At 42.0% G+C, this 26295-nt stretch carries 20 protein-coding genes; 15 read left to right on the top strand and 5 right to left on the bottom strand.

The window, feature by feature from the left end; genetic code table 11:
* Positions 1 to 155: 155 nt before the first annotated feature.
* The 5 genes from AAG747_RS25580 (at position 156) to AAG747_RS25555 (ending at position 5498) form a co-directional block, all read left to right on the top strand.
* Positions 156 to 1538 carry a DUF3289 family protein gene (locus tag AAG747_RS25580; protein WP_346824096.1) on the top strand — a complete coding sequence of 461 codons (1383 nt, stop codon included), beginning with the start codon at positions 156 to 158 and terminating at the stop codon, positions 1536 to 1538.
* Positions 1522 to 2181, top strand: a complete 660-nt coding sequence (locus AAG747_RS25575) for a hypothetical protein (RefSeq protein WP_346824095.1) — start codon at positions 1522 to 1524, stop codon at positions 2179 to 2181. The genes AAG747_RS25580 and AAG747_RS25575 overlap by 17 nt, the downstream gene beginning before the upstream one ends.
* A gap of 91 nt (positions 2182 to 2272) precedes the next feature.
* Entirely contained in the window at positions 2273 to 3778 is a 1506-nt protein-coding gene (locus AAG747_RS25570; protein ID WP_488168904.1) for an MFS transporter, read from the top strand.
* Between the two features lie 211 nt (positions 3779 to 3989).
* Positions 3990 to 4748, top strand: coding sequence for a metallophosphoesterase (locus tag AAG747_RS25560; RefSeq protein WP_346824094.1), 759 nt, complete (start codon positions 3990 to 3992; stop codon positions 4746 to 4748).
* Between the two features lie 147 nt (positions 4749 to 4895).
* The gene (locus AAG747_RS25555; RefSeq protein ID WP_346824093.1) at positions 4896 to 5498 is read left to right on the top strand and encodes a type 1 glutamine amidotransferase family protein; all 603 of its coding nucleotides are present in this window, start codon (positions 4896 to 4898) and stop codon (positions 5496 to 5498) included.
* Positions 5499 to 5573: 75 nt separating this feature from the next.
* On the opposite strand, the gene AAG747_RS25550 is transcribed toward AAG747_RS25555, so the two are convergent.
* Both AAG747_RS25550 and AAG747_RS25545 read right to left on the bottom strand, forming a co-directional pair.
* Complete coding sequence (locus tag AAG747_RS25550; RefSeq protein ID WP_346824092.1) at positions 5574 to 6533, bottom strand: helix-turn-helix transcriptional regulator; 960 nt, start codon at positions 6531 to 6533, stop codon at positions 5574 to 5576.
* Between the two features lie 186 nt (positions 6534 to 6719).
* On the bottom strand, positions 6720 to 9263 hold the full coding sequence (locus AAG747_RS25545) for a family 20 glycosylhydrolase (protein WP_346824091.1): 2544 nt from the start codon (positions 9261 to 9263) through the stop codon (positions 6720 to 6722).
* Positions 9264 to 9939: 676 nt separating this feature from the next.
* On the opposite strand from AAG747_RS25545, the gene AAG747_RS25540 reads away from it, so the two are divergent.
* The 6 genes from AAG747_RS25540 to AAG747_RS25515 all read left to right on the top strand — a co-directional run bounded on the left by AAG747_RS25540 (position 9940) and on the right by AAG747_RS25515 (position 20675).
* Complete coding sequence (locus tag AAG747_RS25540) at positions 9940 to 10530, top strand: RNA polymerase sigma factor (protein WP_346824141.1); 591 nt, start codon at positions 9940 to 9942, stop codon at positions 10528 to 10530.
* A gap of 112 nt (positions 10531 to 10642) precedes the next feature.
* Positions 10643 to 11671 (top strand): FecR family protein, encoded by a 1029-nt coding sequence (locus AAG747_RS25535; RefSeq protein WP_346824090.1) that lies wholly within the window; start codon positions 10643 to 10645, stop codon positions 11669 to 11671.
* Positions 11672 to 11881: 210 nt separating this feature from the next.
* On the top strand, positions 11882 to 15307 hold the full coding sequence (locus tag AAG747_RS25530; RefSeq protein ID WP_346824089.1) for a SusC/RagA family TonB-linked outer membrane protein: 3426 nt from the start codon (positions 11882 to 11884) through the stop codon (positions 15305 to 15307).
* A gap of 61 nt (positions 15308 to 15368) precedes the next feature.
* The gene (locus AAG747_RS25525; RefSeq protein WP_346824088.1) at positions 15369 to 17027 is read left to right on the top strand and encodes a RagB/SusD family nutrient uptake outer membrane protein; all 1659 of its coding nucleotides are present in this window, start codon (positions 15369 to 15371) and stop codon (positions 17025 to 17027) included.
* 284 nt (positions 17028 to 17311) lie between these two features.
* On the top strand, positions 17312 to 18580 hold the full coding sequence (locus AAG747_RS25520) for a YdcF family protein (RefSeq protein ID WP_346824087.1): 1269 nt from the start codon (positions 17312 to 17314) through the stop codon (positions 18578 to 18580).
* Positions 18581 to 18590: 10 nt separating this feature from the next.
* On the top strand, positions 18591 to 20675 hold the full coding sequence (locus tag AAG747_RS25515) for a glycoside hydrolase domain-containing protein (protein ID WP_346824086.1): 2085 nt from the start codon (positions 18591 to 18593) through the stop codon (positions 20673 to 20675).
* Positions 20676 to 21087: 412 nt separating this feature from the next.
* On the opposite strand, the gene AAG747_RS25510 is transcribed toward AAG747_RS25515, so the two are convergent.
* The gene (locus tag AAG747_RS25510; protein WP_346824085.1) at positions 21088 to 21765 is read right to left on the bottom strand and encodes a hypothetical protein; all 678 of its coding nucleotides are present in this window, start codon (positions 21763 to 21765) and stop codon (positions 21088 to 21090) included.
* 285 nt (positions 21766 to 22050) lie between these two features.
* On the opposite strand from AAG747_RS25510, the gene AAG747_RS25505 reads away from it, so the two are divergent.
* The 3 genes from AAG747_RS25505 (at position 22051) to AAG747_RS25495 (ending at position 24775) form a co-directional block, all read left to right on the top strand.
* Positions 22051 to 22434, top strand: coding sequence for a lipocalin-like domain-containing protein (locus AAG747_RS25505; RefSeq protein WP_346824084.1), 384 nt, complete (start codon positions 22051 to 22053; stop codon positions 22432 to 22434).
* Positions 22435 to 22445: 11 nt separating this feature from the next.
* Entirely contained in the window at positions 22446 to 23528 is a 1083-nt protein-coding gene (locus tag AAG747_RS25500) for a hypothetical protein (protein ID WP_346824083.1), read from the top strand.
* Between the two features lie 179 nt (positions 23529 to 23707).
* On the top strand, positions 23708 to 24775 hold the full coding sequence (locus AAG747_RS25495) for a DUF418 domain-containing protein (protein ID WP_346824082.1): 1068 nt from the start codon (positions 23708 to 23710) through the stop codon (positions 24773 to 24775).
* 12 nt (positions 24776 to 24787) lie between these two features.
* On the opposite strand, the gene AAG747_RS25490 is transcribed toward AAG747_RS25495, so the two are convergent.
* Entirely contained in the window at positions 24788 to 25120 is a 333-nt protein-coding gene (locus tag AAG747_RS25490; RefSeq protein ID WP_346824081.1) for a winged helix-turn-helix transcriptional regulator, read from the bottom strand.
* A gap of 94 nt (positions 25121 to 25214) precedes the next feature.
* Between AAG747_RS25490 and AAG747_RS25485 the strand changes: the two genes are divergently transcribed.
* Positions 25215 to 25661, top strand: coding sequence for a DUF6194 family protein (locus AAG747_RS25485; protein ID WP_346824080.1), 447 nt, complete (start codon positions 25215 to 25217; stop codon positions 25659 to 25661).
* Positions 25662 to 25806: 145 nt separating this feature from the next.
* Here AAG747_RS25485 and AAG747_RS25480 read toward each other — a convergent pair whose 3' ends face one another.
* On the bottom strand, positions 25807 to 26292 hold the full coding sequence (locus AAG747_RS25480) for a hypothetical protein (RefSeq protein ID WP_346824079.1): 486 nt from the start codon (positions 26290 to 26292) through the stop codon (positions 25807 to 25809).
* Positions 26293 to 26295 lie beyond the last annotated feature (3 nt).

The following is a 26295-nucleotide window of genomic DNA, read 5'->3' as shown; positions in this document are numbered from 1 at the left end:
AAAATGATTGGATTGTAATTATTTGTAGTTAGTTTGGTGGGAATTATAAAAATAATGCAATTTAAATTTTATTAAAATACTTACTATTATGAGTAATAGTTGTATAACTTATTATACACTCTAATTACTATAAACCATTTGAAGAAGCAAGAGTTATGGGAAATCTAAAAGTTGAAAAAATAGGAAGTGGTAATAAATACAGAGTATATATTGATGAAGACACTAAAGAAATTGTTGCTACAGTGTATCCTTCGGGCCAACCTAATCACCCACAATTAAAAACAACTAAGCTCAGAATAGTTGAATTTTTAGTAAAAAAAATGGAAGGGCCTTTTACTGAAGGTGGAGAGTTAGTAGAAGAAATGTTTTCCGGAAAAACCTATGTGTTTAAAGCAACTAAATTTTCTCAGGATGTAACCCTGATAGAAAAACTTAAAAAAGTAAAATGGAGTGTAGAAATAGATGATTGTGGGGAGTTGAATGACTTGCCTCAATCTGAGGCATATATTGAGGGTGATGATATTTGTTACAAATATACTCCAAGGAAATGTGAGAGGGTAAGAATCTATGCTTACTGTAATAGCCCTTCCAAGGGAGTAAGTATACAAACTGAACTAGTTGTTTTTCCCATGGCCATTGCACGTTCTATGAGAAGAGCAGGAGTGGTTAAAGATTCCCAAGGTTCTGACGTAACAAAGGAAGATATTACTAACTTAGGTTTTCAATTACCTGCTGATCGGATAAAAATGCTTACTCGTTTAAATCAAGCATATGAAGAAGCATATGGTATAACTGTAGGAAATGATGAAGATAAAATAGAAGAGCGAGATAATATAGTAGAATATGCCATGAAACAGATTGAAAAGTATAATGTACACTCAGATGATAAGTTATTTGATATATTCAAAAACGATGCGGATGATTGGGCTATGGGTGATTTAGATGACTGTTTACATGATATGATTGATTTTTTCCAAAATAATACAAAAACGATAAATTTCTTTGAAGATCCAAGGCTAAATAAGGCAATTGCATCTCATAATTCAACAGAAAATTTTATTTCTGGCCTTGCTCCCATTTTATCAGATGCTATTAGAAGAAATACTGGTATTAGTAACGCATTAAAAGTTGATGACATGATTACTCAGTATGTGAGGAATGAAATTGAAGAGAAGCCAGATATGTTAGGATTGAACTTACAAGACCTCAATAGCCTGTCTTATCCAGATAAGTTTGGAGGTTTGGGAATTACAATTGATGGTACACAAGCTTTTAATATTTATCTAAACGAATTTGATTTGGATGGCGATGCCTATCAAGGGAAAATCCAATTAGAGATTTTAGACCATTATGGCTTGGATTCTCCTGATATCCTTAAAAAGTTTATTAGAAAACATGAAGAGTTTACAGCATGGTATATTCTCCAACATTTAAGAGATTATAAGCCATTTATTACTAAAATAAGGCTGAATTATACGTTTACTGGCGAGTTATACTCGGAAAACTTAACCATACGTTTAAATGAAGAAGAAAATTAAAAGAACATTGTTTGTCCTGGTGGTGGCGGTGTTTTGTGGTTATGCCGGTAATTTCATTTATAAACGTATCCGTTTCGAACGAGTCTATGCTGAGAGAAAACAAATCAATGACTCTTATCTAAAAATACCGGAGAGCTTGATGCCGCTGCAAAAATATGTTTCCCATCACTTTGACTCTCTGCACCTGCATTACGGAGAAGAAAAATACTTTCAGGAAAAAGGGATTTTTCGCGAGCCTATCGCCAAAGGTCCTTATCATTATTTAGCACTTCCACTTTATCAAATGAATGACTACACTTCCGACAGTGTGGTGATTCGTTCGGCAAATACAATCCTGGATGCGGGATTTTATACGGCCATATGTGATAAAGATACCCTTTCCGGAAACCTTAGAATCAGTTTTAAAAAGTTGTATTTGTCCTATAAGAAGATTCCCACTTACCATCAAATTTTCTATGATAAAGAATACCAGCCTTCTAAAAACTATTCAAGATTTGAGGAAGCGCAATTTTGGTATTTTTTAGCCTATGACGATCAAGAGGCCGATTATCATAATTTTCTGGATTTTACTCCGGAGTGGGTGTTGCCGTTTCAAGAAGCGTATGCATTTTTTAAGCGCAATCCAAACAAACGTTCCAAGTAAAAATCCTCTCTCTGTGTCATTGTAACAATAGTTACACAAAGGCAACTGGAAAATAAAGAACTTTGTGGCCTTAAACTATGAGTGGGTGACCATGGAAAATGTAAAACTCGGATTGAAAGAAAACTGGCAACAATTTACCCTTTTGGTAATTGTCAATGCCTTTGTCGGTGGGATGATTGGAATGGAGCGGACTATTTTTCCGCAATTCGCAGAGCTTGAATTCGGGGTGGCTTCCAAAACTGCTATTTTATCTTTTATCACCGCTTTTGGCCTAAGTAAAGCTTTTGCGAACTATTATACCGGCCGGTTGGCGAACCAATTTGGACGAAAGAATCTACTGCTATTGGGTTGGTTTATGGCAATTCCCGTTCCGTTCATGTTGATGCATGCCCCTAGTTGGAATTGGGTGATTTTGGCCAATGTACTCTTAGGGCTGAGCCAAGGACTGACTTGGAGCAGCACCGTAGTGATGAAAATAGACTTGGTAGGTAAAAAGGACAGAGGTTTTGCCATGGGACTGAATGAGTTTGCCGGGTATTTTGCCGTAGGCCTGGTGGCATTCCTGACCGGTTATGTGGCCGATCAATATGGGATTACCCCTTATCCGTTTTATATAGGCATTTTTATATCTTTAATGGGTTTATTATTAACCTTGTTTTGGGTAAAAGATACTCGCGTATTTGTACATAAGGAAAGTTCCCGCAACGACACCGGTCCGTTAAAGAATGTATTTGTAGAAACGACCTTTCAAAACCGGACACTGAGTGCGGTGACACAAGCCGGCTTAGTAAACAACCTCAATGACGGGATGATTTGGGGTTTGCTTCCCATGGTTCTTATTTCGCTGCATCATACTACTGAAAGCATTGGCCTCATTACAGCGATTTATCCGGCAGTTTGGGGAATCGGGCAGCTTTTTACCGGTAAAATGTCTGATCATTACTCTAAAAAAGGCATGTTGTTTTGGGGAATGCTTTTGCAGGGTTTGGCTATCTTGGTCATTCCCTATAGCAATCACTTTTTATTGTGGGTAGGCCTTTCTGCCTTGTTAGGATTTGGAACAGCACTGGTCTATCCGACATTTCTCTCCACGATTGCACAGGTAACAAATCCGGCACAACGGGCAGAAAGCATCGGGGTGTTCAGGCTTTGGAGAGATTTGGGGTATGCTTTTGGAGCGGTGATTTCGGGCATAACGGCTGATGTCTTCGGGGTCGAGTATGCTATTTTACTCATTGGCGGTTTGACCATCCTCTCGTCTTTAATCATAAAATTCCGTATGCCGGAACCGGTTAAATTAACCAAAAATTGTATTGAAGTACACGAAGTGAAACAAGCTCTTCAAGCCCAAAGAAAAATTCGAATTATTGATGTTAGAAATAATGAAGAGTTTGCAAAGGCACATATTCCCAGTGCATTGAACATCGAATTACCGGAGCTGAAGGATAGAAAGGAACGATTGGATAAGGGATATCAATACGTAACGGTTTGCAATAAGGGAGGGGGACGGTCAGCAGAGGGGGCCCGGTTTTTAAAAGAACTGGGATACGATGCAAGTTGGCTTTGTGGAGGAACGGACAAATGGATGGACAGTTGAGTTGACTGTGATAATAATCATTTAAAAATTTATATCACTTCGGTAAAAGAGGCGGGGGGCTCTATTGACAGCCCTTGGGCTTTCATGTATAAGCAAATGAAGTATTTGTTTGTATTAGGTTGAAAATACTCCACCCTCTCAGGCGATGCCTTCTTCCATGTTATTCGGATATATTGTAAATTGAGCGTGTCAACCTCAAACGCTCAAGACCATGAAAATTCAATACTGCTCTGACTTGCATTTGGAATTTCCGGATAACCGGACCTGGCTGGATCAAAACCCTTTGGTTCCGAAAGCCGACCTCTTGATCATCGCAGGGGATACATACCATCTGGGCCGGGATTTTGACAAACATCCTTATTTTGATGTGCTCTCTCATGCTTTTGAGCAGGTTTTTTTAATTCCGGGAAATCACGAGTACTATTCGGGGTATAATGTCGAAAATTCAGAAGGGGAAATGGACATTGCGTTGCGGCACAATGTGCATTTGGTGAACAATAAAGAATTGGTGATAGAGGATACCCATTTGATTTTTACCACCTTATGGTCCAGAATACAAAAGGAACCCTGGGAGGTATTGAGAGGTTTGCTTGACTTTCAAAGAATTCAATTCAGAGGAAAGCTTCTGAGCCTGGACACTTATAATTACCTGCATGACCACGCATTGTTATTTCTTAAAAATGCCCTCAAAAATAAAGAAACAAAAAAACAGGTGGTCATCACTCACCATTTGCCCAGTCATTTTTGTAACGTGGAAGAATTTCGAAATAGCCCGTTGAACGAAGGTTTTTGTGTAGACCTTACCTCTTTGATCGAAGCTTCATCTGCCGATGTTTGGATTTATGGGCATAGTCACCGGAATGTTCCCAAATTTGAAATCAACGGTACACGGATGCTGACCAACCAGTTGGGGTATGTGGGTTTGGAAGAACATCAAACGTTTAACCGGGAAGCTTGGGTACAGGTGTGAACATTTGAAAAAACCTTCCAGGTTTTCGAAACCTGGAAGGTTTACACTTCTCCATCGAAAAAAAACTTTTATGTACTGACATAAGGCTGTCATTCAGGAGTCCAATATTTGTTCGAAAATAATCTTCCACTTAATTTTTGAGCTAAAATGAAAACTGCTAAGACAAGAACCTGCTATGTATTTATTTTTGAAGGGTTTTCTGATTGGGAGAGTGCGTTGGTGATGCCCGGCTTGCATTTGTTTACGGATGTAGAAGTGAAAACGGTGTCTGTTGACGGGAAACCAGTCACAACTTTAGGGAATTTAACGGTAGTGCCGGATACTTCACTGGCTCAAGTTACTGATAAAGACATAGATTTATTGATCTTGCCGGGAGGGAACGATTGGGAGAAAGGAGGGAATTTGGAAATCAAACCTTTGGTAGACCGAATGTTACAGACGAACAAAGGTGTGGCCGCCATCTGTGGTGCTACGATATTCTTGGCCCAACAAGGATACTTGGAAACTGTACCCCATACCAGTAACCATTTGGGGTATATGAAGTCAGTTGCTCCGGAGTACAAAGGAGATACTTTTTATTTGGAAAAACCTGCGGTGCAAGCGGACAACCTGATCACGGCAAGCGGTACGGCTATGATCCAGTTTGCCTATGAGATTTTCCGGTATTTGGACGTGTCGGAAAATGAGAACCTGAAATTCTGGTTCAATTTCTTTTTGGATACTTTGCCCAAGCGTGAAGCTTTTCATTAAGGAGGGGGGAGGAGAGCTGTTGAAACCTTCCAGGTTTTCGAAACCTGGAAGGTTTGGGAGTGAGAGGTTCTGTAATTATTCTGTACAATGTTGCTCATATACTTCTTGTGCCAATTCCCTAACACGCTGTCGCAAACTATCAGGGGAAATGACTTCCACCTGGTTGCTAAAGCTCAATAACCAACGGGCAAAATAATCACCCGGGAAAACGGTTTCAAAAGTCATATCCACAAACTCATCCTGTTCCTCTTCTTTTACCCAGCGCATAAAATGCTTGTTCTCGGTGATATACCGGCTGGCCGTTTTGGTAAACCGTACCACGGAATGGGTCGGCTGGTGGGCATCAGACTTTTTCTGTTGAAAGGCTTGTAAGGAGTGTCCGGACTCTTCGGGAAATTGTTTTCCCGTAAGGTAGATGGCTTTCATCCGGTCTAACCGAAAAGCCCGGTACCCCTCTCTCAGTCTACACCAGGCGGCCAATTGCCAGTAATTGCCTATATGCAATAATCCCAGAGGTTCAACACTCCGTGTGGTACTTTGTTCTGTCAAAGGAGAATAGTAGTCAATCCGAATCACTTCCCGGTTAAAAATAGCCTCTTGTAAGGTAGTAAAATACGACTTTTGGTTCAATACATTCATAGCGGGAAGGTAATGTGAAAAGTCCATTTGGTGATCCAGTGTTTCTACAAAGTCTTTTTCCCGGCTTCGCAATACTGACCTGATTTTTTCCATGGCCGTTTGATAGTGTTGTTGTAAGGAAGAGTCTCCCCACTTCTTTACCAGTTTTTCTCCTGTCAGTAAAGAAGCCGCTTCTTCTTTGGAGAGCATTACCGGAGGAAGGTGATACCCCTGCATAATGGTATAGCCTTTTCCGGGTTCGGATAGGATGGGGATTCCCCCTTCTTGCAGTGCTTTTAGGTCGCGGAAGGCCGTCCGTTTGCTAATGTCAAAACGCTCGGAAACTTCTTCGATCGTTCGCCAACGGGTGCTTTGCAGATACACCATTAGCGCGGTGAGTCGGTCAATACGGTTCATGCTGTTGTGCTTTTGAGTATCTGCAAAACTAATAAATCACAGGCTTTATATACGTCTATCATTTGATCTTCCAAAAAAATACTTATCAAATAGAGGTATAAAAAGAAGGGCAAAAAAAACAGGTCACACCATCCTGCTAATGCAAGGGCGTAACCTGTAAGTAGTATTCACTTATGTACTAGCGTTTTACTTTTTCATTTTGGATAAAGCTTCAAATTCCTTATCGTCTCTTTTCAGTACGGAAGTACGGCTGGAGCGGCCTGTGGAATTAAAAGCCTTGAGCTTAATGACTTGTTTGTTAACCTCTATAGGCCCTTCATACAAAGGTGAGGTTGCGGTGGGTTCCGAACCGTCCGTTGTGTAGCGGATTTCCAAACCGGGGTAAGCAATATTAGCATGGAGCTTTCCGTCTTTTATCACCGCTCCGGGCAAGGCAATGCGGTAATTGTACCCGTCATTCATATGGCTTAAACGAACAAATTCCTTCTGTGAAATGCTGTTGGCAAACCGGTTCCACTCTTTGTCTACGGCTTTTCTTCGTTCGGTGGTATTTTCAATGTTCGCCCATTCGGCTTGTCCGGCCCATGCTCTTTCAGATAAACCAAAAAGCTTCGGCAAATAATAATATTCCAGCATTTTTTCCCCTTTAATGGTTTCCGCCCAAAGTTGTGCCTGAATACCCAGGATGTTTTGACGGGCTTCCGGCTTCAACCTTTCCATATCTTTGAAATCTTCTTCGGGGTTGTATTTCTTTCCGTTGCCGTTCATCAAAGTGGTTTTGAAGAGATCGTACGGAGCAAATTCATAGCCGCTACGGGTATTGACCATGCCGCCCCAATAGAGCCCGCTTTCTTCCGGGTCTTTATCGTAGGCTAAGTCAAAATAAAAATTGGTGACATTACATAACACTACAGGGTAACCGGCATTAGCCAGGCGATAACTTAAGTCCTGGAACGGCCAGATACTATTCCAGATATAGGGAACCACATTGGCTTTGGCAAATTCATTGTTAGGAGTCCATGTGCCGTCTTCGTGAAAGTTCATGGCTATTTCTTCCCATCCTCCCACTTCTATGCCTTTGGCTTGTACCATCTCGGTGATTTGACGGAAGAAATACCGTTGTAAGTTTTGAGGGTTGTCAATTTCCGGGTGCGATTTCAAAAACTCCTGACAAATCGGAGAACCTGCCCAAGCGCCTCTGGCAACTTCATCCCCTCCGGTATGCAACATTTTCAAAGGAACTCCGGCCTCTTCATGCATTTCCACAAGGTCATTGATTACCGTTTCGTAAAACTTTAATGCGGAAGGCTTACATACACAAATAATATTGTCGGTAAACCATTGGGCAGAACGGTATTCCGAAGAGTCATTCGGATCGGCAAGTCGGTATTCTTCTGCTTCTGCCTCTTTACCCTGTTCCATCAGTTTCCGGTAACGGTATTCCATGGATTTTATGGCGGCTCTGGAATGCCCGGGTACGTTGATTTCCGGAATGACCTCTACATGGCGTTCCTGAGCATATTGTAAGATCTCTTTGTAGTCTTCCCGGGTATAGTAACCACTTCCTACGGTATTGGGGGCATGAGGGTCAGGGCCCGATCCGTATGCAGGTTGCAAAAATTGTTGGTCATTGGGTGAGTGTCCTCTGAGTGAACCGAATTCCGTCAGCTCAGGAAGCTCTTCAATTTCCAAACGCCATCCTTCGTCTTCTGTCAGGTGAAACAATAGCTTGTTCAGTTTGTAGAAAGCCATTGCATCGATCATTTTCTTTACGGTTGCTTTGGGTGTGAAATTCCGGGCAACATCCAAGTGAACACCTCTGTATCCGAAAGCCGGCTGATCGTGAATAACCACTTCTTTGACCGGAAGTTCATTTTTCGGTTTTTCGTAAGCATCCGTTGGTAACAACGATAGCAAACTTCGTGTTCCGTAAAACACCCCTGTGGCAGAGCTTCCGTTAATAACCACCCCCTGCGCTTTCGATACGGTCAATTGATACGCTTCGGCATTTTTGGCAGGTTTTACCTGCAAGGTAATTCTATCCGCTGCGGGTTTTTCCCCTTGTTCTACCTTGATAGGGCTGCCTACTAATTGCCCCAGTTCTTTGGCTAGCAACTGTGCTTCGGAGGCCAACCCATCGGCATGCTGGATGATAAAGGCATTTGTTAACGAAATTTCACCACCCGTTTGTTTGAATGAAGCCGGGGTAGGAATGATAGGCTGTAGTTGGTCTTGAGGAAGTAGGCTTAGGTATTCGTTTTCCTCATACCGCAATTGAGCGGTAGGGATGGCAATTTGATCATTGGCTGAGCGGTGGATTTGCTCCGGTTTGGTAAAAGGAGTGAAGTCGTAGTTATTGACAATCACCGGTTGAGAAGCCTCACCGTTTTCATCGAAGAAAACAAAATAAAAACCATTAGGGGCATCCGAGTTTTTGATGACTGGCCCTCTCCCTTGGTAAGAGATTTTTACTTCTTCACCTGCCGGTAAAGAAAATTGCTCGGTAGGAGTCATCTTATAGTAATCTCCATTGATCCACTCAATTTTTACCGGGCCTTGAATGGATTCCGGTAAAATCTCACGGGGCATCATACTCCAGTACAATTCCCAATCTTTACCCAGAGTCTGTTTGCTATTGTTCTGAATGGATAAAACAGCCTCGTGTTTTCCTCCGTCAGCCAGGTTGGTTTTCAATTCCCAATGAAGTCGTAGGTCTTCTGCTCCGAACATCGCTGTAGTGTTTTGTTGTCCTTGCGGAGAACATCGGAATAAAAATAGTGAAAGGAATAACAAAAAAAGGATTCTCATAATTACTTATACATTTACATTTTTTTATAACATTTTGATAGTTGAATTTCAGCTCTTTTTTCTGGCAAATAGGAAAAAGGATTCAAATTCAATTCTTGATTGAAGGAAGTCCTTATTGAATAGGTGAGTAAAAAGACGGATTTTTCACGGTTGTTGTGAAAATTATTTTGTGTTTATTGGCATTCGAAGTAGCATTCTCCAAAAGTAATAAAAACCGCTGATAAGAAATGTGGTGCACAGAAGATATTTAAAAGGGTGAATTTTATTTGCAAGGTCAAGCCCTCACAAAGGGCAGGTATATCGGTTTGAAAAACCAGGTGACTGATTAGAACTTCTATTGAAAATTTAGGAAAATTTCATTTAAATCAATATTTTGCCAATCAATTTCAAATTCCGGCAAGGGAATTAGAACCGTCATCAAGCCTTTGTATGGCTATAGGTAATACAAACGGCTCAATAAGTAAGGTGGCTAAATAGTAACTGAAGCTTGTTGGTGTTTTACGTCTATGGATCTCCAAGCTTAACAATTAATTGATGATTCAGGATTGCTTAAACCTGTGTAATTCTTTTTCTTTGATGGTGAAAAAACAATACACTTATCAAAAGTCCTCTTTACATATCGCAACAAAAACTTGCTAAAAAGCTCAGTAAGGGAGATACGAAAGCTTTTGAACAGGTCTACTATCTGTTTAAAGATAAACTCTATGGATATTGCTTGAAACTCTTGGCTTCCGAAGAGTTAAGTAAAGAAATTGTTCAGGAAACTTTTGTCCGGCTGTGGGAAAAACGGGAACGGATTGATGCGGATAAATCTCTAAGTGCCTACCTGTATACCATCGCTAAAAACCAGATCAAAGATCACCAGGCCCGTTATAGCCGAGAGTTTGAAATGAACCATCCGTTTCAGGCCGCTGAGTTCAGTGAGAATACGATAGAGGAAAATCTGACCTTTCTGGAAATCAAGAAAATAGAAGAGAAAGTAGTGGATGAACTCTCCCCCCAACAGAGAAATGTGTATAAATTAAGCCGGTACAAACAGCTTTCCCATCAGGAAATCGCAGATAAAATGGGCATTTCTGTCAATTCCGTCAAAACGCACTTACGCCTGGCGCTGAAAACGCTTCGAACCCATATCGCTCCCATGACGGACTTTCTCCTTATTGTTATCGCAATATTAATGAACCGTTAATTTCCGGTTTTTTTGATTATTGACTTCACCCCATCCCTGCACTTAAAAGTATTAGAATAAAAACAAGATAAATGCTGAAGGTTACTGCTTGGCCTGACTTGTCTTATTTGATATGACATTTACAAGAAAAAAATATTTAACGTCAAAGCTACAGAAGCAAGGCTGTACCCGGGAAGAGCTGCAAGAGCTTTATTATTTGATGGAGAAGTACGGGAGCGATGAAGAGTTGGAGGGTTTGATGAGAAAAGAATGGGAAAAAAAACAAGGGGCCCAGTTGGACGAGGAGAGTACTCAATTTCTTCTGACACAAATCAGAAAAAAAACATCTGCTCCTGTAAAACGCTTGAAGCCGGGGTTCCGGCAGTTTACCCGTATTGCCGCTTCATTGTTTTTGTTAGGGGCATTGGTTTGGCTTACCGTTCAACCTGCGCAAAAGGAACCTGAAAAATCAGAGGTAAAGTACCTCACCAAGTCAACCGACAAAGGCCAACGCTTAAGCATTACTTTGGCCGATGGTTCGGTGGTGATGCTCAATGCGGAAAGTTCCATTACTTACCCGGCAGTATTTGCAGATACGGCCAGGGAGATCTTATTAAAAGGAGAAGCCTTTTTTGATGTGGCACGCAACCCTCAAAAACCCTTTGTAGTGGAATCAAACGGCTTGATGACTACCGTGTTGGGGACTTCCTTTAATATCCAGGCATTTCCGTCTGACAGGGTAGAGGTGACAGTGGCTACCGGGAAAGTAAAAGTGGCCGCAAAAAAGAAGGTTTTGGAGCAAGAAGAGGCTTCGGAAGTGGAAGACGTAGTGTTGGTTCCCAACCAACAAGGGAAGTTTCTACTTACCGACCATTCGATTGCGGTAACAGAAGTAGATCTGACGCCTTACTTGGCTTGGAAAAACAATGCCTTGTATTTTGAAATGGTACCCTTGTCAGAAGTGATGAAAACTTTGGAACGGTGGTACAATGTAGAGATTTCCATGAACAACACTTTGGCGAGCAAGTGCCTGGTACGGGCCAATTATAAAGATGAAAACTTGAAGAATGTGTTGAATGGCTTAAAATTATTGGTCGATTTTAATTACAAATTTGTCAATGACAGGAAGGTGGTCATTACGGGAAAAGGATGTAAAAACTAGAGAACTAGCTCATAGATGATGCTCTTCGAAAACTGTTTACTCAAAACTTTTTGCCTATGAAAAAACGGTAAATCCGAACCTGCATATTTATTCCTTACCGGGTAAGGAATAAAAAAAGTCCAGAGCTGTTGCAGCAGTTCCGGACTTATTACTTCGCCCAAGAGATCAGGCTTGGGCCAAAGCGATCATAAACTATAATTTTATAAAAGTATGAAACATCACTTACAAAACCTATTTCTGGTTGTGTCAAGGCAATTATTATATGTATTTTTCATTCAGGTGGCCGCTATTCAACTCCTGGTAGCAAGCCCCTCCTCAAGTCAGAGTCTTGAAGAAGTGAGGATTTCGATCAACCTCCGTCAGGTGCGATTGACCGAAGTCCTTTCCGAAATAGAACTGAAAACCGATTTTCAGTTTGCCTATAATGCCAAAGTCAATCAAAGTGCCGGTTTGGTAGACCTGCATATTCAAAATGGGAGCTTGAAAACCGTTTTGGAAAACATCGCTCAACAGACCGCTTTCAATTTCAAAAGGATCAATCAAAACATTTATGTAATTGACCGCTTGGAAGAGCCACAACAACGTGTAGAAGTGAGTGAGGAGCTGGTAAAAGATATCACCGTTTCCGGAAAAGTAACCGATGAAGAATCCGGAGAACCGCTTCCGGGGGCCTCTGTGGTAGTGGTGGGGACAACCATGGGTACCATTACCGATTTCAACGGAGAATTTAAGCTCTCTTTTCCGGATACTTACCAAATGCTGGCCATTTCGTATATGGGCTATGTGACCTCCGAAATAAATATTTCCGGCAAATCCCGGGTGGAAGTAGCTTTACAGCCGGATGCTACACAATTGGAAGAACTGGTAGTGATGGGATACGATATACAAGAGAAAAAAGACATTACCGGTTCTGTGGCAACCATCAATCCGGAGGAAGTAAAATCGTTGCCAACGGCCAGTATCGACAAAATGCTGGACGGCCGGATGGCCGGTGTACAGGTGCTGACCGATAATGCTCCGGGAGGAAACGTGACGGTGAGGATCAGAGGCTATGGCACCATCAATAACAATGATCCGCTTTATGTCATAGACGGGGTCCCTGTGTCGGGAGGTTTAAATACGGTCAATCCCGCCGATATCGAATCCATCCAAGTATTGAAAGATGCCGCAGCGGCTTCTATTTACGGATCGAGAGCGGCAAACGGAGTGGTCGTGATCACCACCAAACAAGGTTCGGGAGAAGAAAGTACTATTTCATTCAACGCTTACGGAGGAATTCAAAAGGCTTTTAACTTGCCTAAAATGCTTTCGGCCCGGCAATATGGTGACATGTTGTGGCAAGCTGTAAAAAACGATGGGGGAACTCCTTCCAGCGATGTGTATGGTGATGACCCGAACCAAGCCGTTGTTCCTCAATGGTTGAATGAGGAACAAACCCTCCCAAGTGCCGATGTGGATTGGGTACAGGAAATCTTTGAACCGGCGGCTGTGCAATCGTACAACTTATCCGTATCCAAAGGCAATGAAAAAGGAAGGCATGCCTTAACTTTAGGGTATTACAATCAGGAAGGAATTATTAAATATACGGGGTTTGAAAGGTATACTGCCCGTTTTAATTCCAGTTACAAAATCAAGAACCTGATCAATGTTGGGGAGAACTTTTCCGCTACTTTTTCGCGGACAACCGATGTAGGGATAAACACTTCTTTGGGTAGTATTGTATACGATGCCTTTCAATTCCCGTCCATCGTTCCGGTGAGAGACTCAGAAGGAAATTTTGGGGGAAATCCTCTGAACGATTTGGCGAATCCTTTGGGAAGTTTGCACCGTGGAAAGGACAATGTGAAGAAGAATATCCGTATCCTGGGAAATGCCTTTGCCGAACTTGACCTCAAGTACTTTTCGTTCAAAACGAATATTGGAATAGATTTCCAAAACTACAATTACCGGGGCTTTTCACCGAAATTTGATGAAATTTTGGTTTCCCGGAACGTCAACAGCTTGGGTACCAACAACTCATTCAACTATCAATTAACTTGGTCGAATACCTTGAACTATCAGCGGGATTTCGGGAAGCATAGTTTTGATGTGTTGTTAGGCCAGGAAGCCATACAGTATTATTACGAAGGCTTTTCGGCCTCCAGACAATCTTTCCTTTACGAAGATCCCAACTTCCGTTACTTGTCCTATGGTACGGATAATCAGTTGAACTCGGGCAGTGCCAACGAATGGTCTTTGTTATCCTACTTTGGAAAACTGAATTACAGCTTTAACGATAAATATTTATTTTCGGCGACCCTCCGTAGAGACGGAACCACTCGCTTGAACAATAACAAATGGGGGACATTCCCTGCCTTCTCTGTAGGTTGGAGAATCAGCGAAGAACCTTTCTTTGACTTTGGACGTGCTTTCAATTCCTTGAAGTTGCGCATGAGTTGGGGGCAAACCGGCAACCAACAGGTGCCTGCGTATTCTACCTTATTCAGTTATCAAAATAACGCCACCTATTCAAACTATGCCATTGACGGGGCGCAAGAGGCTATAGGAAATGGCTTGGTGCAAACCCGGGTCGCCAATCCCAACTTGAAATGGGAGGTGACCAGCCAGACCAGCATCGGACTAGACTTTGGTTTTTTTGACGATAAGTTGCAAATGACAGCCGAGTACTTCAATAAAATTACAGACGATATTCTGATCTATTCGCCTATTCCGCTGACCTATGGAGGTACCAATGACGGAACCTGGATCAATGGTGGAAAAATGAAAAACAGCGGGTTGGAACTTGCCTTAAAATACAAGGGAAATGTCAGTGCCCTCAATTATAACCTAGGCGTAAACCTGACGGCCTATAAAAACGAATTGACCGAATTACACAGCGTATCTTACCTGGGGATTCCGAGTTCATCGTTGCACAGTGTTAACTTTGACCAGGAAATTTCCCGGACGGCCGTCGGACAACCGATCGGTTCGTTTTACGGCTATGAGGCCATGGGAATTTTTAAATCCCAGGAAGAAGTGGATGCACATGGTATACAGCCGAATGCCCAGCCGGGTGATTTGCGTTTCAAAGATGTGGATGGCGATGGCGATCTGGATGACGCAGACCGCACCTATATTGGCTCTCCGCACCCCGATTTGATCTTGGGTTTTAATATGAACTTCTATTATAAAGGTTTTGATCTGGCCATGTTGTTCAACGCTTCCTTCGGAAATGATATTTATAACCTGACAAAGTACAAAACCGAGTTTTTTAACCAGGCGGCTTATAACAAAAGTGAAGATGTAATGAATGCCTGGACTCCGGACAATCCGAATGCGGAAATTCCCCGCCTCACACTGGACGACCCTAACAATAATATCAGAGTATCCTCTTATTATGTTGAAAAGGGATCGTATTTCAAGTTGTACAATGTACAGTTGGGTTATACTTTCCCTAGTGATAAAATGAAAGGCATGGACCTTAGAGTATTCGGGCAAGTTAACAACGTCTTTACCATTACCAATTACGGAGGAATGACTCCGGAAATCGGTTTGCAAAATTACTCTTCCAGAAACCGGAATCTGGATATCGGTGTAGACCGGGGAATTTATCCTCCGTCCCGGACTTTTACTTTGGGGCTTAACCTGAATTTTTAAGTTGCTCTTAAGGAGTCAAATGATCAAATGTTTGATAGGAATTTCTAATGAGTCAATAAAAATGAAAAACAGATTAAAATATATATTTCTTGCATTGGTGTTGTTAACCTCGGCTTGCTCCGACAGCTTCTTGGACGAAACACCATATGGTGAAATCGCACCGGAAAATATGACCGATCCTGAGAATGTGGAAGGGGCCATCATTGCCGCCTACAGCGTGTTAAACGGACAGATTGACGGAGCCAGCAATGCCTATAATTCTCCTGCCTCTAACTGGAGTTTTGGCGATGTAATGTCTGACGATGCTTACAAAGGTGGAGGGGGTACCGGAGACCAAAACCAGATCCACCTGATGGAAATCTTTAACATCAACCCTACCATCATCGATGTGGAACGCAAGTGGGCCGCTCTTTACGAAGGAGTGAAACGGGTAAACGTAGCCATTCAATTGCTGAATGCTTCGGAAGAGTTCGATGCGGAATTGAAAAAGGTGCGTAGGGGAGAGTTGAATTTTTTGAGAGGGCATTATTATTTCGAATTGAAAAAAATCTACTTCCAGGTACCGTATATCGATGAGTCAGCGACTTTGATTGAAGACTATTACGTCTCCAATACGGAATACAGTTCGGAACAGTTATGGGAAAAAATCGAGCAGAATTTCCAAACGGCTTATGAAAATTTACCTATGGACCAAACAGACGTAGGAAGACCAAATAAGATCACCGCCAAAGCCTATTTGACCAAGTGTTATATATTTCAGGAAAAATGGACTGAGGCGTTGGCTGCTGCCAATGAAGTGATTTCCAGTCAGAAATACGAATTGTTGCCGGACTTCAGAGATGTTTTCCTTCCGGAAAATGACAATAGTAAAGAAGTCATTTTTGCCGTACAACACACCGTAAATGACGGAGCGCCTAACAATTACAACGGGGGAATCGGTGACCGGCTGGCAGCACCCGGAGGGCCTTATTATTCTCAATACGGTTTTCACCGCCCTTCTCAAAACCTGATCAATGCCTATAAAACCAGTGCCAACGGCTTGCCGGTTTATGATAATGTGGATGTGGAGGATAGCGATTTTATAGATCCCCGTTTGGATCATACGGTAGGGCGTCCGGGCATTCCCTATCTCGACTTGGATGTAGAATACGAAGCTTCTTGGGCGCGCGATTTGTCTACCTATGGCCCCTTTGGTCCGAAAAAGAGAATTGTATCGGCGAAATCTTCTTTGCAAATTCAAACCTGGCCTTATATCAGTGCCTTGAACTACTATATCATCCGGTATGCGGATTTGCTGTTGTGGAAAGCGGAGGCGTTGGTGGAGCTGAATCAGTTGGAGGAAGCCAGAGAGTTGGTAAACCAAGTGCGCCAACGGGCCCATGACAGCCAGTATGTAATGAGTTTGGACAATTCGGCTCCTGCTGCGAATTACAATATTGAACTTTATACAAACCCATGGGCAGATCTTGCGCAGGCTCGTAAGGCGGTTCATATGGAGCGTAGACTGGAGTTGGCCATGGAAGGACACCGCTTCTTTGATTTGGTTCGCTGGGGAAATGCGGCTGAAGTGATGAACAAATACATTGAAGCGGAAAAAACAAAACGGTCTCATCTCACTAATGCATATTTTCAAGAAGGGGTCAATGAGTATTTTCCTGTTCCTCAGAAGTATATCGATGTGGTGGGGAGAGACAAGGTGACGCAAAGAGAAGGGTATTAGTCCGGAGACCGGATGAGACCGGTGGATTGACCATTGAAAATTTCATCTGTTTATCTACTTGTTTACTGTCAGGCAGCTTTGCCTGGCAGTTTTTTCAAATAACCTTACGGAATCTGAGAAAATACTCATTGATGAACACCAGTTGTGTTCCTTGAGAATTTTAGAGAATGAGTGAAATGGTGAATTGTTTTCATTAAAATACAGAAAAACATACCATTCAATCACTTGAGTTTATTATTTCTCCTCAAAGGGTTTAATCTTTTCAATTCTATAATTCAAGCACAATGAATAAACTAATGGTTGGGCTTGCTGTTTTGTGCCTTTTTACTTCCAATGCGTGGGGGCAAAGTATGTCAAAACAGTACGATCCCGGATATAAAAAACGGCAATCCTCTTCTTTGGTGCAAGACAAGAATTTTTACTTGTTGACGCTTTTTCAAAAAATCCCGGAAGTCAAAACCTTGTTGACCGAAGACAAGGTATTGCTTGAGTTTCGAAAGGAAAAACTGGAAACGATTAAAAAGGCTATAGAAAGCGGTGCACAAGACCGGGCGGGTGTGGTCAATGCTTTTTTATGGTCGGATGAGGAAATCCGTCAAATCGGTGAACACTTGAAGGGTTTATCAAAAAAGGAAAGCACTTTGAAAAAATTGTTTCAACAGCACCTTCAACCTTCCGGAACTTACCAAGTATGGGCCTCTTTGCCGGAAGGAGAAATCTTGAATAAAGCTTGGGAATTGTGTGCGAAGGGGATCAATCACAGTATCCAAGTATATGGAAACGGGGCAAAACCCTTATACCCCGCCATTGATTCGGTGACTTATAATGTGGAGAACAACACCTATAAAAATACGCTTCATATGTGGGCGAGAGAAGTGCTTGCCCAAGCCGAAAAAAGTGAGTTGTTTTTTGACGGTCCTTTGGATTTTGCTGTTTCGCTCTTATACCTCAACCATCGGGATGAGGCTGCCCGTTATGAGCCGATGGAGATTTTGGAAAACAAAGCTGCCGTGGATTTTATTCCGTCTATTCACTGGAAAGATTATCCTTATGCGTCTATTGTAGTACTGGGAGCTGGTTCGGAAATGTATGGTGTCAGGCTTACTCCTAACGGAAAGTTGAACTTGCGGATTGCCGCCCGGCAGTTTCAGGAAGGTTTGGCTCCATTACTGATAGTTTCCGGAGGGCATGTACATCCCTATCGTACACCGGTATGTGAAGCCATTGAAATGAAAAAGGAGTTGATGGAGAAGTACGGAATTCAGGAAAAACATATTTTGATCGAACCGCACGCCCGGCATACCACTACGAACCTTCGGAACGCTTCGAGACTGTTGTATGCTTATGGAGTACCGGAGGAAAAACCCAGCTTGGTGACGACCAATTACCGGCACAGCGATTATGTGGGGTCTCAGAAATTTCAGGATCGTTGTATCGAAGAGCTGGGCTACCTTCCCGGAAAATTATTGGAAAGGATTTCTCCTACCACCATTGAGTTTCTGCCGATAGTAGAAAGTTTTCATCAGAATCCCTACGAACCTTTAGACCCTTAATCCGAACATTATGCGTATTCGTTATTTGTATTTGATCCTCATCATTGCCTTATCGTGTCAAAGGCCATTGCACGATCATAAAGGCCATAAAAACATACACACACCTTCCGAATATGTGAATGTATTTCTTGGCTCATCCGGAGACAACGGTCAGTTATCTCCGGCCGCTTCGTACCCGTTTAGCATGTTGAGTATAGGACCACATACCTATCCTTCTACCCATACCGGTTATGAATACAAGGCCAAGGAGTTTTTAGGATTTACACATAACCGTTTGGAAGGGGTTGGGTGTCAAGGAAGTGGTGGAAATCTTTTAGTCAAACCGTTTTTAGGGAGTGATTGGGAATCTACCCGGCTGATAAAAAAGGAAGAGAAGGCTTATCCCGGATATTATAGTGTGCGTTTTACCAATCAAATCTCCGCGGAATTTGCCGTGGTTGACAGGTATGGAGCACACCGGTATGCATTCCCACAAGGGGAAAAGGGGTTTTATATCGACTTGAGTCACTCCATTGTCAATCGTTTCCGGAAGGAAGAGCACCACCTCGGAGAAAAATCCTTGAGCGGCTGGATAGAGGCCCGTACAACTTGTGGAGCAGGGCAATACCGCTTGTATTACTATTTGGAATTTGATACTTCCGTACAATGGAAGGAAGTGTCTTCGCATCGTTTGGTTGCTACGGTTAATTCCCAGGAGCAAGAAGTGGGAGTGCATATCGCTTTTTCTTCGGTAAATGTGGAGTATGCCAAAGCAGCCCTTCGCAAAACCTCCTTTGAAGAATCAAAAACCGAAAGTGCAAAAGTGTGGAATACACTGTTAGGTCAGGTGGAGGTAGAAGGAGAGGAAGAAAGAGTCAAGTTATTCTATTCTTTATTGTACAGGGCTCTTCAGTCACCTTACCGGATTTCGGAAGAGGATGGCTATTACAAGGCCATTGACGGGAGTATACAACAGTCATCACAGACTCTTTACCATGGTTGGGCGATTTGGGATAATTACCGGACTCAACTTCCCTTATTGTCTTTGATGTACCCTGATTACTTTCAAGATATGGCGACTTCTATTGCTAATTTATATCCTTACGGGAAAAAAGATTTTGCTTCGGAAAAGTCTCCTGCTCCCACTGTCAGGACAGAACATGCCATAGTCGTTTTGTTGGATGCTTATCGAAAAGGATATAAAATAAATTTTGATCCCATCATAGATTCCTTGATTCATGAAGTAGACGCTTTGGAGCTTGCTCATCCCGATAAAGCCTTGGAATCGGCTTATGATGCCTGGGCCTTGGCTGAAATTCTGACGGCAACGGGCAAGCACGCTTTGGCAAAAGAATACAGCCAAAAAGCAATGGCTTATCAAGAGACCTGGCGAAGTGAGTTCCAAGATGTCCGCCGGGAGGATGTAGACCGGATGGGAGCCAGAGGCATGTACCAAGGCACCGTTTGGCAGTATCGATGGTTTGTTCCATTCGACCAAAAAGGATTGATTGAACTGGCCGGGGGGGAAGATGTTTTTCTCTCTCAGCTGGATGAATTTTTTGACGGGGACTATTACAATCACGCCAATCAGCCGGACCTGCAAGTACCGGGCATGTATCAGGGAACTTCCCAACCCTGGAAGTCCCAGGAGATTATTCACCGGATTGCGGTGGACACCATGGTTCAACATTACTTCAATAACAATAGCCGGGGAACGGAATCGTATATCGGGAAGATCTATAAAAACCAGCCGGAGGCGTATATCCGGACGATGGACGATGATGCCGGAACCATGTCCAGTTGGTATGTATGGGCTTCTACAGGCTTGTTCCCTGCATGTGTAGGAGAAGCGGTGTATTACCTGCATGCCCCCTTACTGGAGCACGTGAGTATTCGCTGGCCAAAGGGCAATATATTTACCATCCGGGTGGAAAACTATGACCCGGCACATGCCTATATTCGGAAAGCTATCTGGAAGGGAAAGCCTTTAAATCGCAATTGGCTAAGTCATGAAGAAATAGCAGAAGGAGGGGAGTTGCTGATCACCACATCCGCCAGCCCCAATCCGGACTGGGGGGTGGAAAACAGGTGGATTTCCAGTATGGAAAACCGCTAAGCAAGGGCATGCAAGGGGAGGAATCAAGGTGTGAGTTGCAGTGTGCCGTTTTGGCTATTTGAGAAATGAGTGAAATAGTGAATAGGTGACCAATCGTTTTTTACTGAAAATACGGGCCATTAATAGTTGCCGGTCAATCAGAGGTTAGAAATATTTTTAATGATTGAGGTTGGGTTTATACTCACTTATTCACCGTTTCACTCAATCACCCACCGGAAGTTACTCGGTTCAAAGGTGAGGAAATACCATGGAAGCGGAGGCGTATAAAAAGCTTTATTAGGGGGTAAAAACTGTTCGGAAGATAGTTTTTACCCTTTTTAAGGGAAATGAACATGAGCCGGATGGTAACTTGAGTTTTTCTTTATAATGAAATGGGGAGTAGGATCTTAGATCAAAGGAGCTTGCTTTCCATTTAGAGTTCATAGCTCTCTACAATCTTTTTAATCAAAGCCAATGCATTTTGATCAATCCCATATTTTTTTTCAAAATCATAAGTCTCTTGTTTGGAAAGCTCTTGTTTTAAAGTTTCTAAATATTCCACTCCTTCAAAGGCAATGGCCATTTCCAACCCATCCAGAATGGTTTCTTGGTTCATCTCTTCCAAATTCATAGAAAGCATGGCAATAAAGTGTTCCAAGGCATTTTCCGGCATTAAATCTTCCGTTTGCTCTTCTTCCTCATTGAGATCAAAAGTGTACAGAGGTGTTTTGTTGGAAAGTAAATTCAATAGCTCCTCCAAAATCTGTTTACTTTCCGGGTACGACTGAGTGAAATAGGCATTTTGTTCCTCTGAGAATTCCAGTGTTAATTCGCTGGCTATCCTGTCGGCTACAGGTTTGGCAATGAGTGTATTACCTTCTATTGTTTCCTCTTTAAAACTAGTGTAGAAAACAGGGTTGCGTTCCACAATTTGTTCCACCATAGGACAGAAAAACACGGTAAGCTCGATAAATCCTTCCTCGTCTTTTCCCACTTGTATTTCTATGGAGGTTTGATGTTCCGGGTCCCACCAATCTAATAAGACAGGTTCGTATTCGTAAAGGAAGTTATGAAAATTGTCGATACCGATATTTTGTAGAAGCTCTTTCATACCTAAAGCATTTTTTTCGCCTTGTTTACAATTGATCCATAGTACTTATTTACGTAATGCCATTATGGTTTGTAAATAAAGTACGAAGGTACATAATCGAGGGTGTTTTTCTCTGAAATAAGCTTGGAAAAGCCATATGTCAAACAATTGAAATCCAAAGAAACCTCATGTTGTCCGTGTATTAGGGTTAACATCCTATCATTCGTTTCGTTTTTTGTCCGAAACGGACAAACAAGATGCCCATACCCAATTCTACTTTTGTCAAAAAAATAAAGTGAAATTTTTATGAAAAAAACATTTGTAATGATTGCGGTATTATTGATCACTGCGCTTTATACCAGTGCACAAACACTTTCCGAAAATAACTTAGCAAAAAAGTGGTATTTGGATAAATACAAAGTCGCTTCGGAAGAATATCAGCCCTCTCGAAAAGAAAAAGGAGATTATCTTTTTTTGAAAGACGATAAGCACTTTACATCTGTGTCGGAAGGAAAAGAGGAGAGGGGTTTCTGGCTGTTGAATGTTAACGGCAAATATATCCTGATGAAGGATGACAAGGGAGAGAAGGTAAAAGCCAATATCCTCCGGTTGACAGACCAAAATTTGGTGTTGCAGTTTGATGTGGATGAAATCAGAGAAGTGGAAGTTCACTACAGTACACAACGATAAAATCCGGTATTGTGAGATCTATTGTCTATCTGGTCTGCTTTTTAGGTAGTTCGCTTTCTACTTTCGGGCAAGGTGAAGTGATTTTGAATACGGAGCCTTTTAAGCATGATGCCCGGTCTGTCTATATCCAAAAAGTGCTGGATGAAAGGACGCGAAAGAATTTGGGGTGGACAAAAAACGGACAACCCAAAGGTATTCCTCTCTATTTATACCCCAATGCAACAGAGGCTGTTCAAGGGTTTATGGATACTTCTTTTCCTTATACCAAAGCGGGGAGGGCGATACAAATTAAAATTTGGGACTTGGAAATACAGCAATCCCAAAGCAGTATTACCGATATCAAAACAAGAGTGCATATGTACCTGGGCTTTTTTGAACGGGTGGGAAACCAGTTGAAGGAGATTTATAAAATCCGCCATTATGAAGAGGAGGTATTTCCCTTGTCACAGGCATCAGCAATTGATACAAGCCACGAAAAGAGAATCAGAGCCGCCTTGGAATTTTGTATGCTTAATTTTATCAATGACTGTTTACAGAAATCTGATTTCGCAAAGATGAAATCCTTAGACAGTGAAGAAGTAAATTCCTTCAAAGACCCAAGGATCTTGGATGTTGACAGCCCGTTACGGAAATGGTACAATTTGCTCACCGTTCAAAAAATATTTAGCAAATACCGCCAAGGGTGGAAAGTTACGTATACCGGATTTGCAGACAGCGAAGAGGATTTTATTTTGCCGTTTACGCTTTCATACGACCAGTACAGTCTGAAGCCTAAAGTCTTGGAACGGAAGGGTTACAAATCCGTTGATTCTTACACTCTGGGAGGGGGATTGGAAGGGCTTGTCAAAATTCTACCCGGCTTGTACGGTCGTCTTGGATTGCATATACCGGTAGGGCTTGAGTCCATTAAAGAGCTGCAAAACAAGAGAAAAAACAATTTCCTGATCGGGGTCAAAGGCCGGCAAGGATTGGTATGGATCCCTTGGGAAGATTTCGGGATTGTGATCGGGGCCGGCTTTTTTCAACAAATACAAACCTCCAAAATATACAAGAGTGATTATGGGTTTGAATTGGAATTGGGGGTTAATTTTTAAGGTCTTGAACCTACGCGGAATCTTCATATAGGTAAGGATTTTCTTTTTCAGAGTATGAGCTGTTCCGTTATTTTTTGTATGCCAGAGAGAGATTTTTTCCGGAAAATTATAAATAAGAATACCTGATAAATTCAGGTGTTGTACGAACTGAATACTTATGGTAATGAAATCAATGTGATATGGAAAAACGCATTATTGGTATCGATGTGGCAAGGGGTTTAGCCATTATCGGGATGATTTTGGTGAATTTTAAGATTGCCTTCGGAGGTTTGGGAAATGAATGGATACGGACGATGGTCGGCTTGTTAGAAGGAAAGGCTGCGGCAACATTTGTCGTATTGGCCGGTGTAGGGATTGCTTTTATTTCAAACTCGGCCGTTGAAAGTAACAACGCACAGAAGTTGACGAAAGTGAGAGCCCGGATTTTCAAACGTGCTCTATTTCTGTTTATCGTGGGTCTGATATATTTGCCGCTTTGGCCAGCTGATATTCTGCATTTTTATGGTGTTTATATGCTCATCACGCTTTTGGTTTTACCCGTTTCCAATAGCATGATAGTGGGCTTGGCGGTTTGTATTGTAGCTCTCTATCCCCTGTTGATGGCTCTCTGGAATTATGATGCAGGCTGGAACTACGAAACGTTAGAATATACCGGTTTTTGGACGGTTAAAGGTTTTCTCAATAACCTCTTTTACAATGGGTTTCACCCCGTATTTCCCTGGGTTGCGTTTATGTTAGTTGGGGTATGGTTTGGGAGACAGGACTTAAGAAATGAAAGATTCCTATTGAAATCCGCCGGGATCAGTTCAGGTATATTTGTTTGCACGGTAGTACTTTCGCGCCTTTTCATAGCCGGTTTTTCTTTTGCAGGTCAAGAGGAGGTAGAAGCACTTTTTGGCACCAGTCCAATGCCTCCTTTGCCTTTCTATATGATTTCGGGAAGCAGTATTGCCATCACGGTCATTTCCGTTTGTATACTACTCTCTTCCAAATTTGAACATACGACAATGATACAATCCTTAAAAAATACCGGACAGCTTGCGCTTACCTTTTATGTGGCGCATGTAGTGATCGGGATGGTAGTGATGGATCTGATCAGTCAAAATACAATGGGAGCGTTTTCGATTGAGTTTTCTTTAGGCTATGCATTGGTATTTAGTGTGGCATGCATTGTGTTTGCTAATGTTTGGAAGCGCAAGCAACCCCACGGGCCGTTGGAAGGGCTGATGAGGAAAGTGACCGGTTGATCAACGGCCACATTAAATCAATACCTTCAATGCCCAAGCTTGAATTTCTGTTATGACAGGCTTTAACAACTCACCCTTTTCGGTAAGTGAATACTCTACGGTAGGAGGCACTGTGGCATACGCTTTTCTATTGACGATCTTCTTTGCTTCCAACTGTTTGAGTTCTTTCACTAGCATCCGGGTGTTAATACCTTCGACAGACCGTTCCAATTCTTTAAACCTCATCGTTCCATACATTAAAGTATTGATGATTGACATGGTCCATTTTCCGGAAAGGAGGTGCATGGCTTCTTGAAAAGGACATTCTTGAGAATTTTTATTTTCTTTTTTGGGCGTATCCTTCATCTGTGGACAAAACTTTACTTTAGGTCACTATATAACAAAAAGATAACTACTTGCAATTCTACAGTCTTGTAGGCAATTTTACTAAAAAAAGACTATGAACTTAGCGCAAGTTATTGAAGCCGTTTCTCAGACATTTAGCGAATCGTATTTTATCCAATCGGAGGATGGCGATTACTTTTTTCTTTACGGATCAGACAATCGTTTTCCTTTTGCTACGGTGGTTACCCATGACAATGAGTATGATCATGTTTCAAAGTTAGATCGGGAGGGTTACTACCGTTTAAATATTGGCATCGGGAAGGAACGGTTTAATGCCTTATTTGCTCATATCGAAGCAAAAAGTGGTATCGGTGGTTATTGGGAAGCTGAGATTGATTTTACAAAAGAAAATGAAATATTCCCTCATCCGGTCTATGGGAATATGTATTGGGTCAGTGTAGTGAACCCAACGGATGAAACCTTTAAGACCTTACTGCTGCCTTATTTGCAGTATGCGTATGAAAAGGCGGTGGAAAAAGATAAAAAGAATAATTCGAATTAATCTCTGTCATTCCTGGTTCCGGTATGCTTAGAGAAGCATAAAAATAGACTCCAAAGACACAATTTCTTTTGAAGAAGCATCTTTGGAGTATTGTTTTTTTAATCCACCAAGGAGTGAAAAGTAAGTGGTAAAAGCTTAGGCTCCCTTAATGAGTAAGTTTAGTGCATAATTTCTCTAATATGGCTTTGAAATCCGTATACTGAGATAAAGAGCTAAAGTATTCTTCTTGAAACTTATAACTATTGTTGTTTACATCTATCGTAATGGATTCCCCGTCCTCCGAATCTTCCTGAATATAGAGGCTTTGCACCTCATCATAATAGACTTGTACCTTTTCGGAACTCCCTTGCGGAAAAGTAATGTATTTTTCCGTGAGGGTAATATCATGATGATTTTGGCTGGCCTTGATATATTGCACTAATTTGTAAATAGCATAGGCAAGAAGCAAGATACCGGCCCCTCCAAACACATAAAAGCTATAGGGATACGGTAAGATGGTAAGTCTTCTTTTAATAGAGATACTCACCTGCTCTAAATAACAATACGCACCGATGCCTCCCAAAACAAGCGGAGGAAGAAATTTATTCAAATAGGAAAATTTTGCTTTATAAGTAAATTGAATAGCGTCCATGGA

Origin of the sequence: Rapidithrix thailandica (assembly GCF_039710355.1) — a bacterium.
Lineage (GTDB): Bacteria > Bacteroidota > Bacteroidia > Cytophagales > Flammeovirgaceae > Rapidithrix > Rapidithrix thailandica.
Note: the sequence above shows the minus strand (reverse complement) of the source record. Positions and strands in the feature narration are given on the sequence as shown.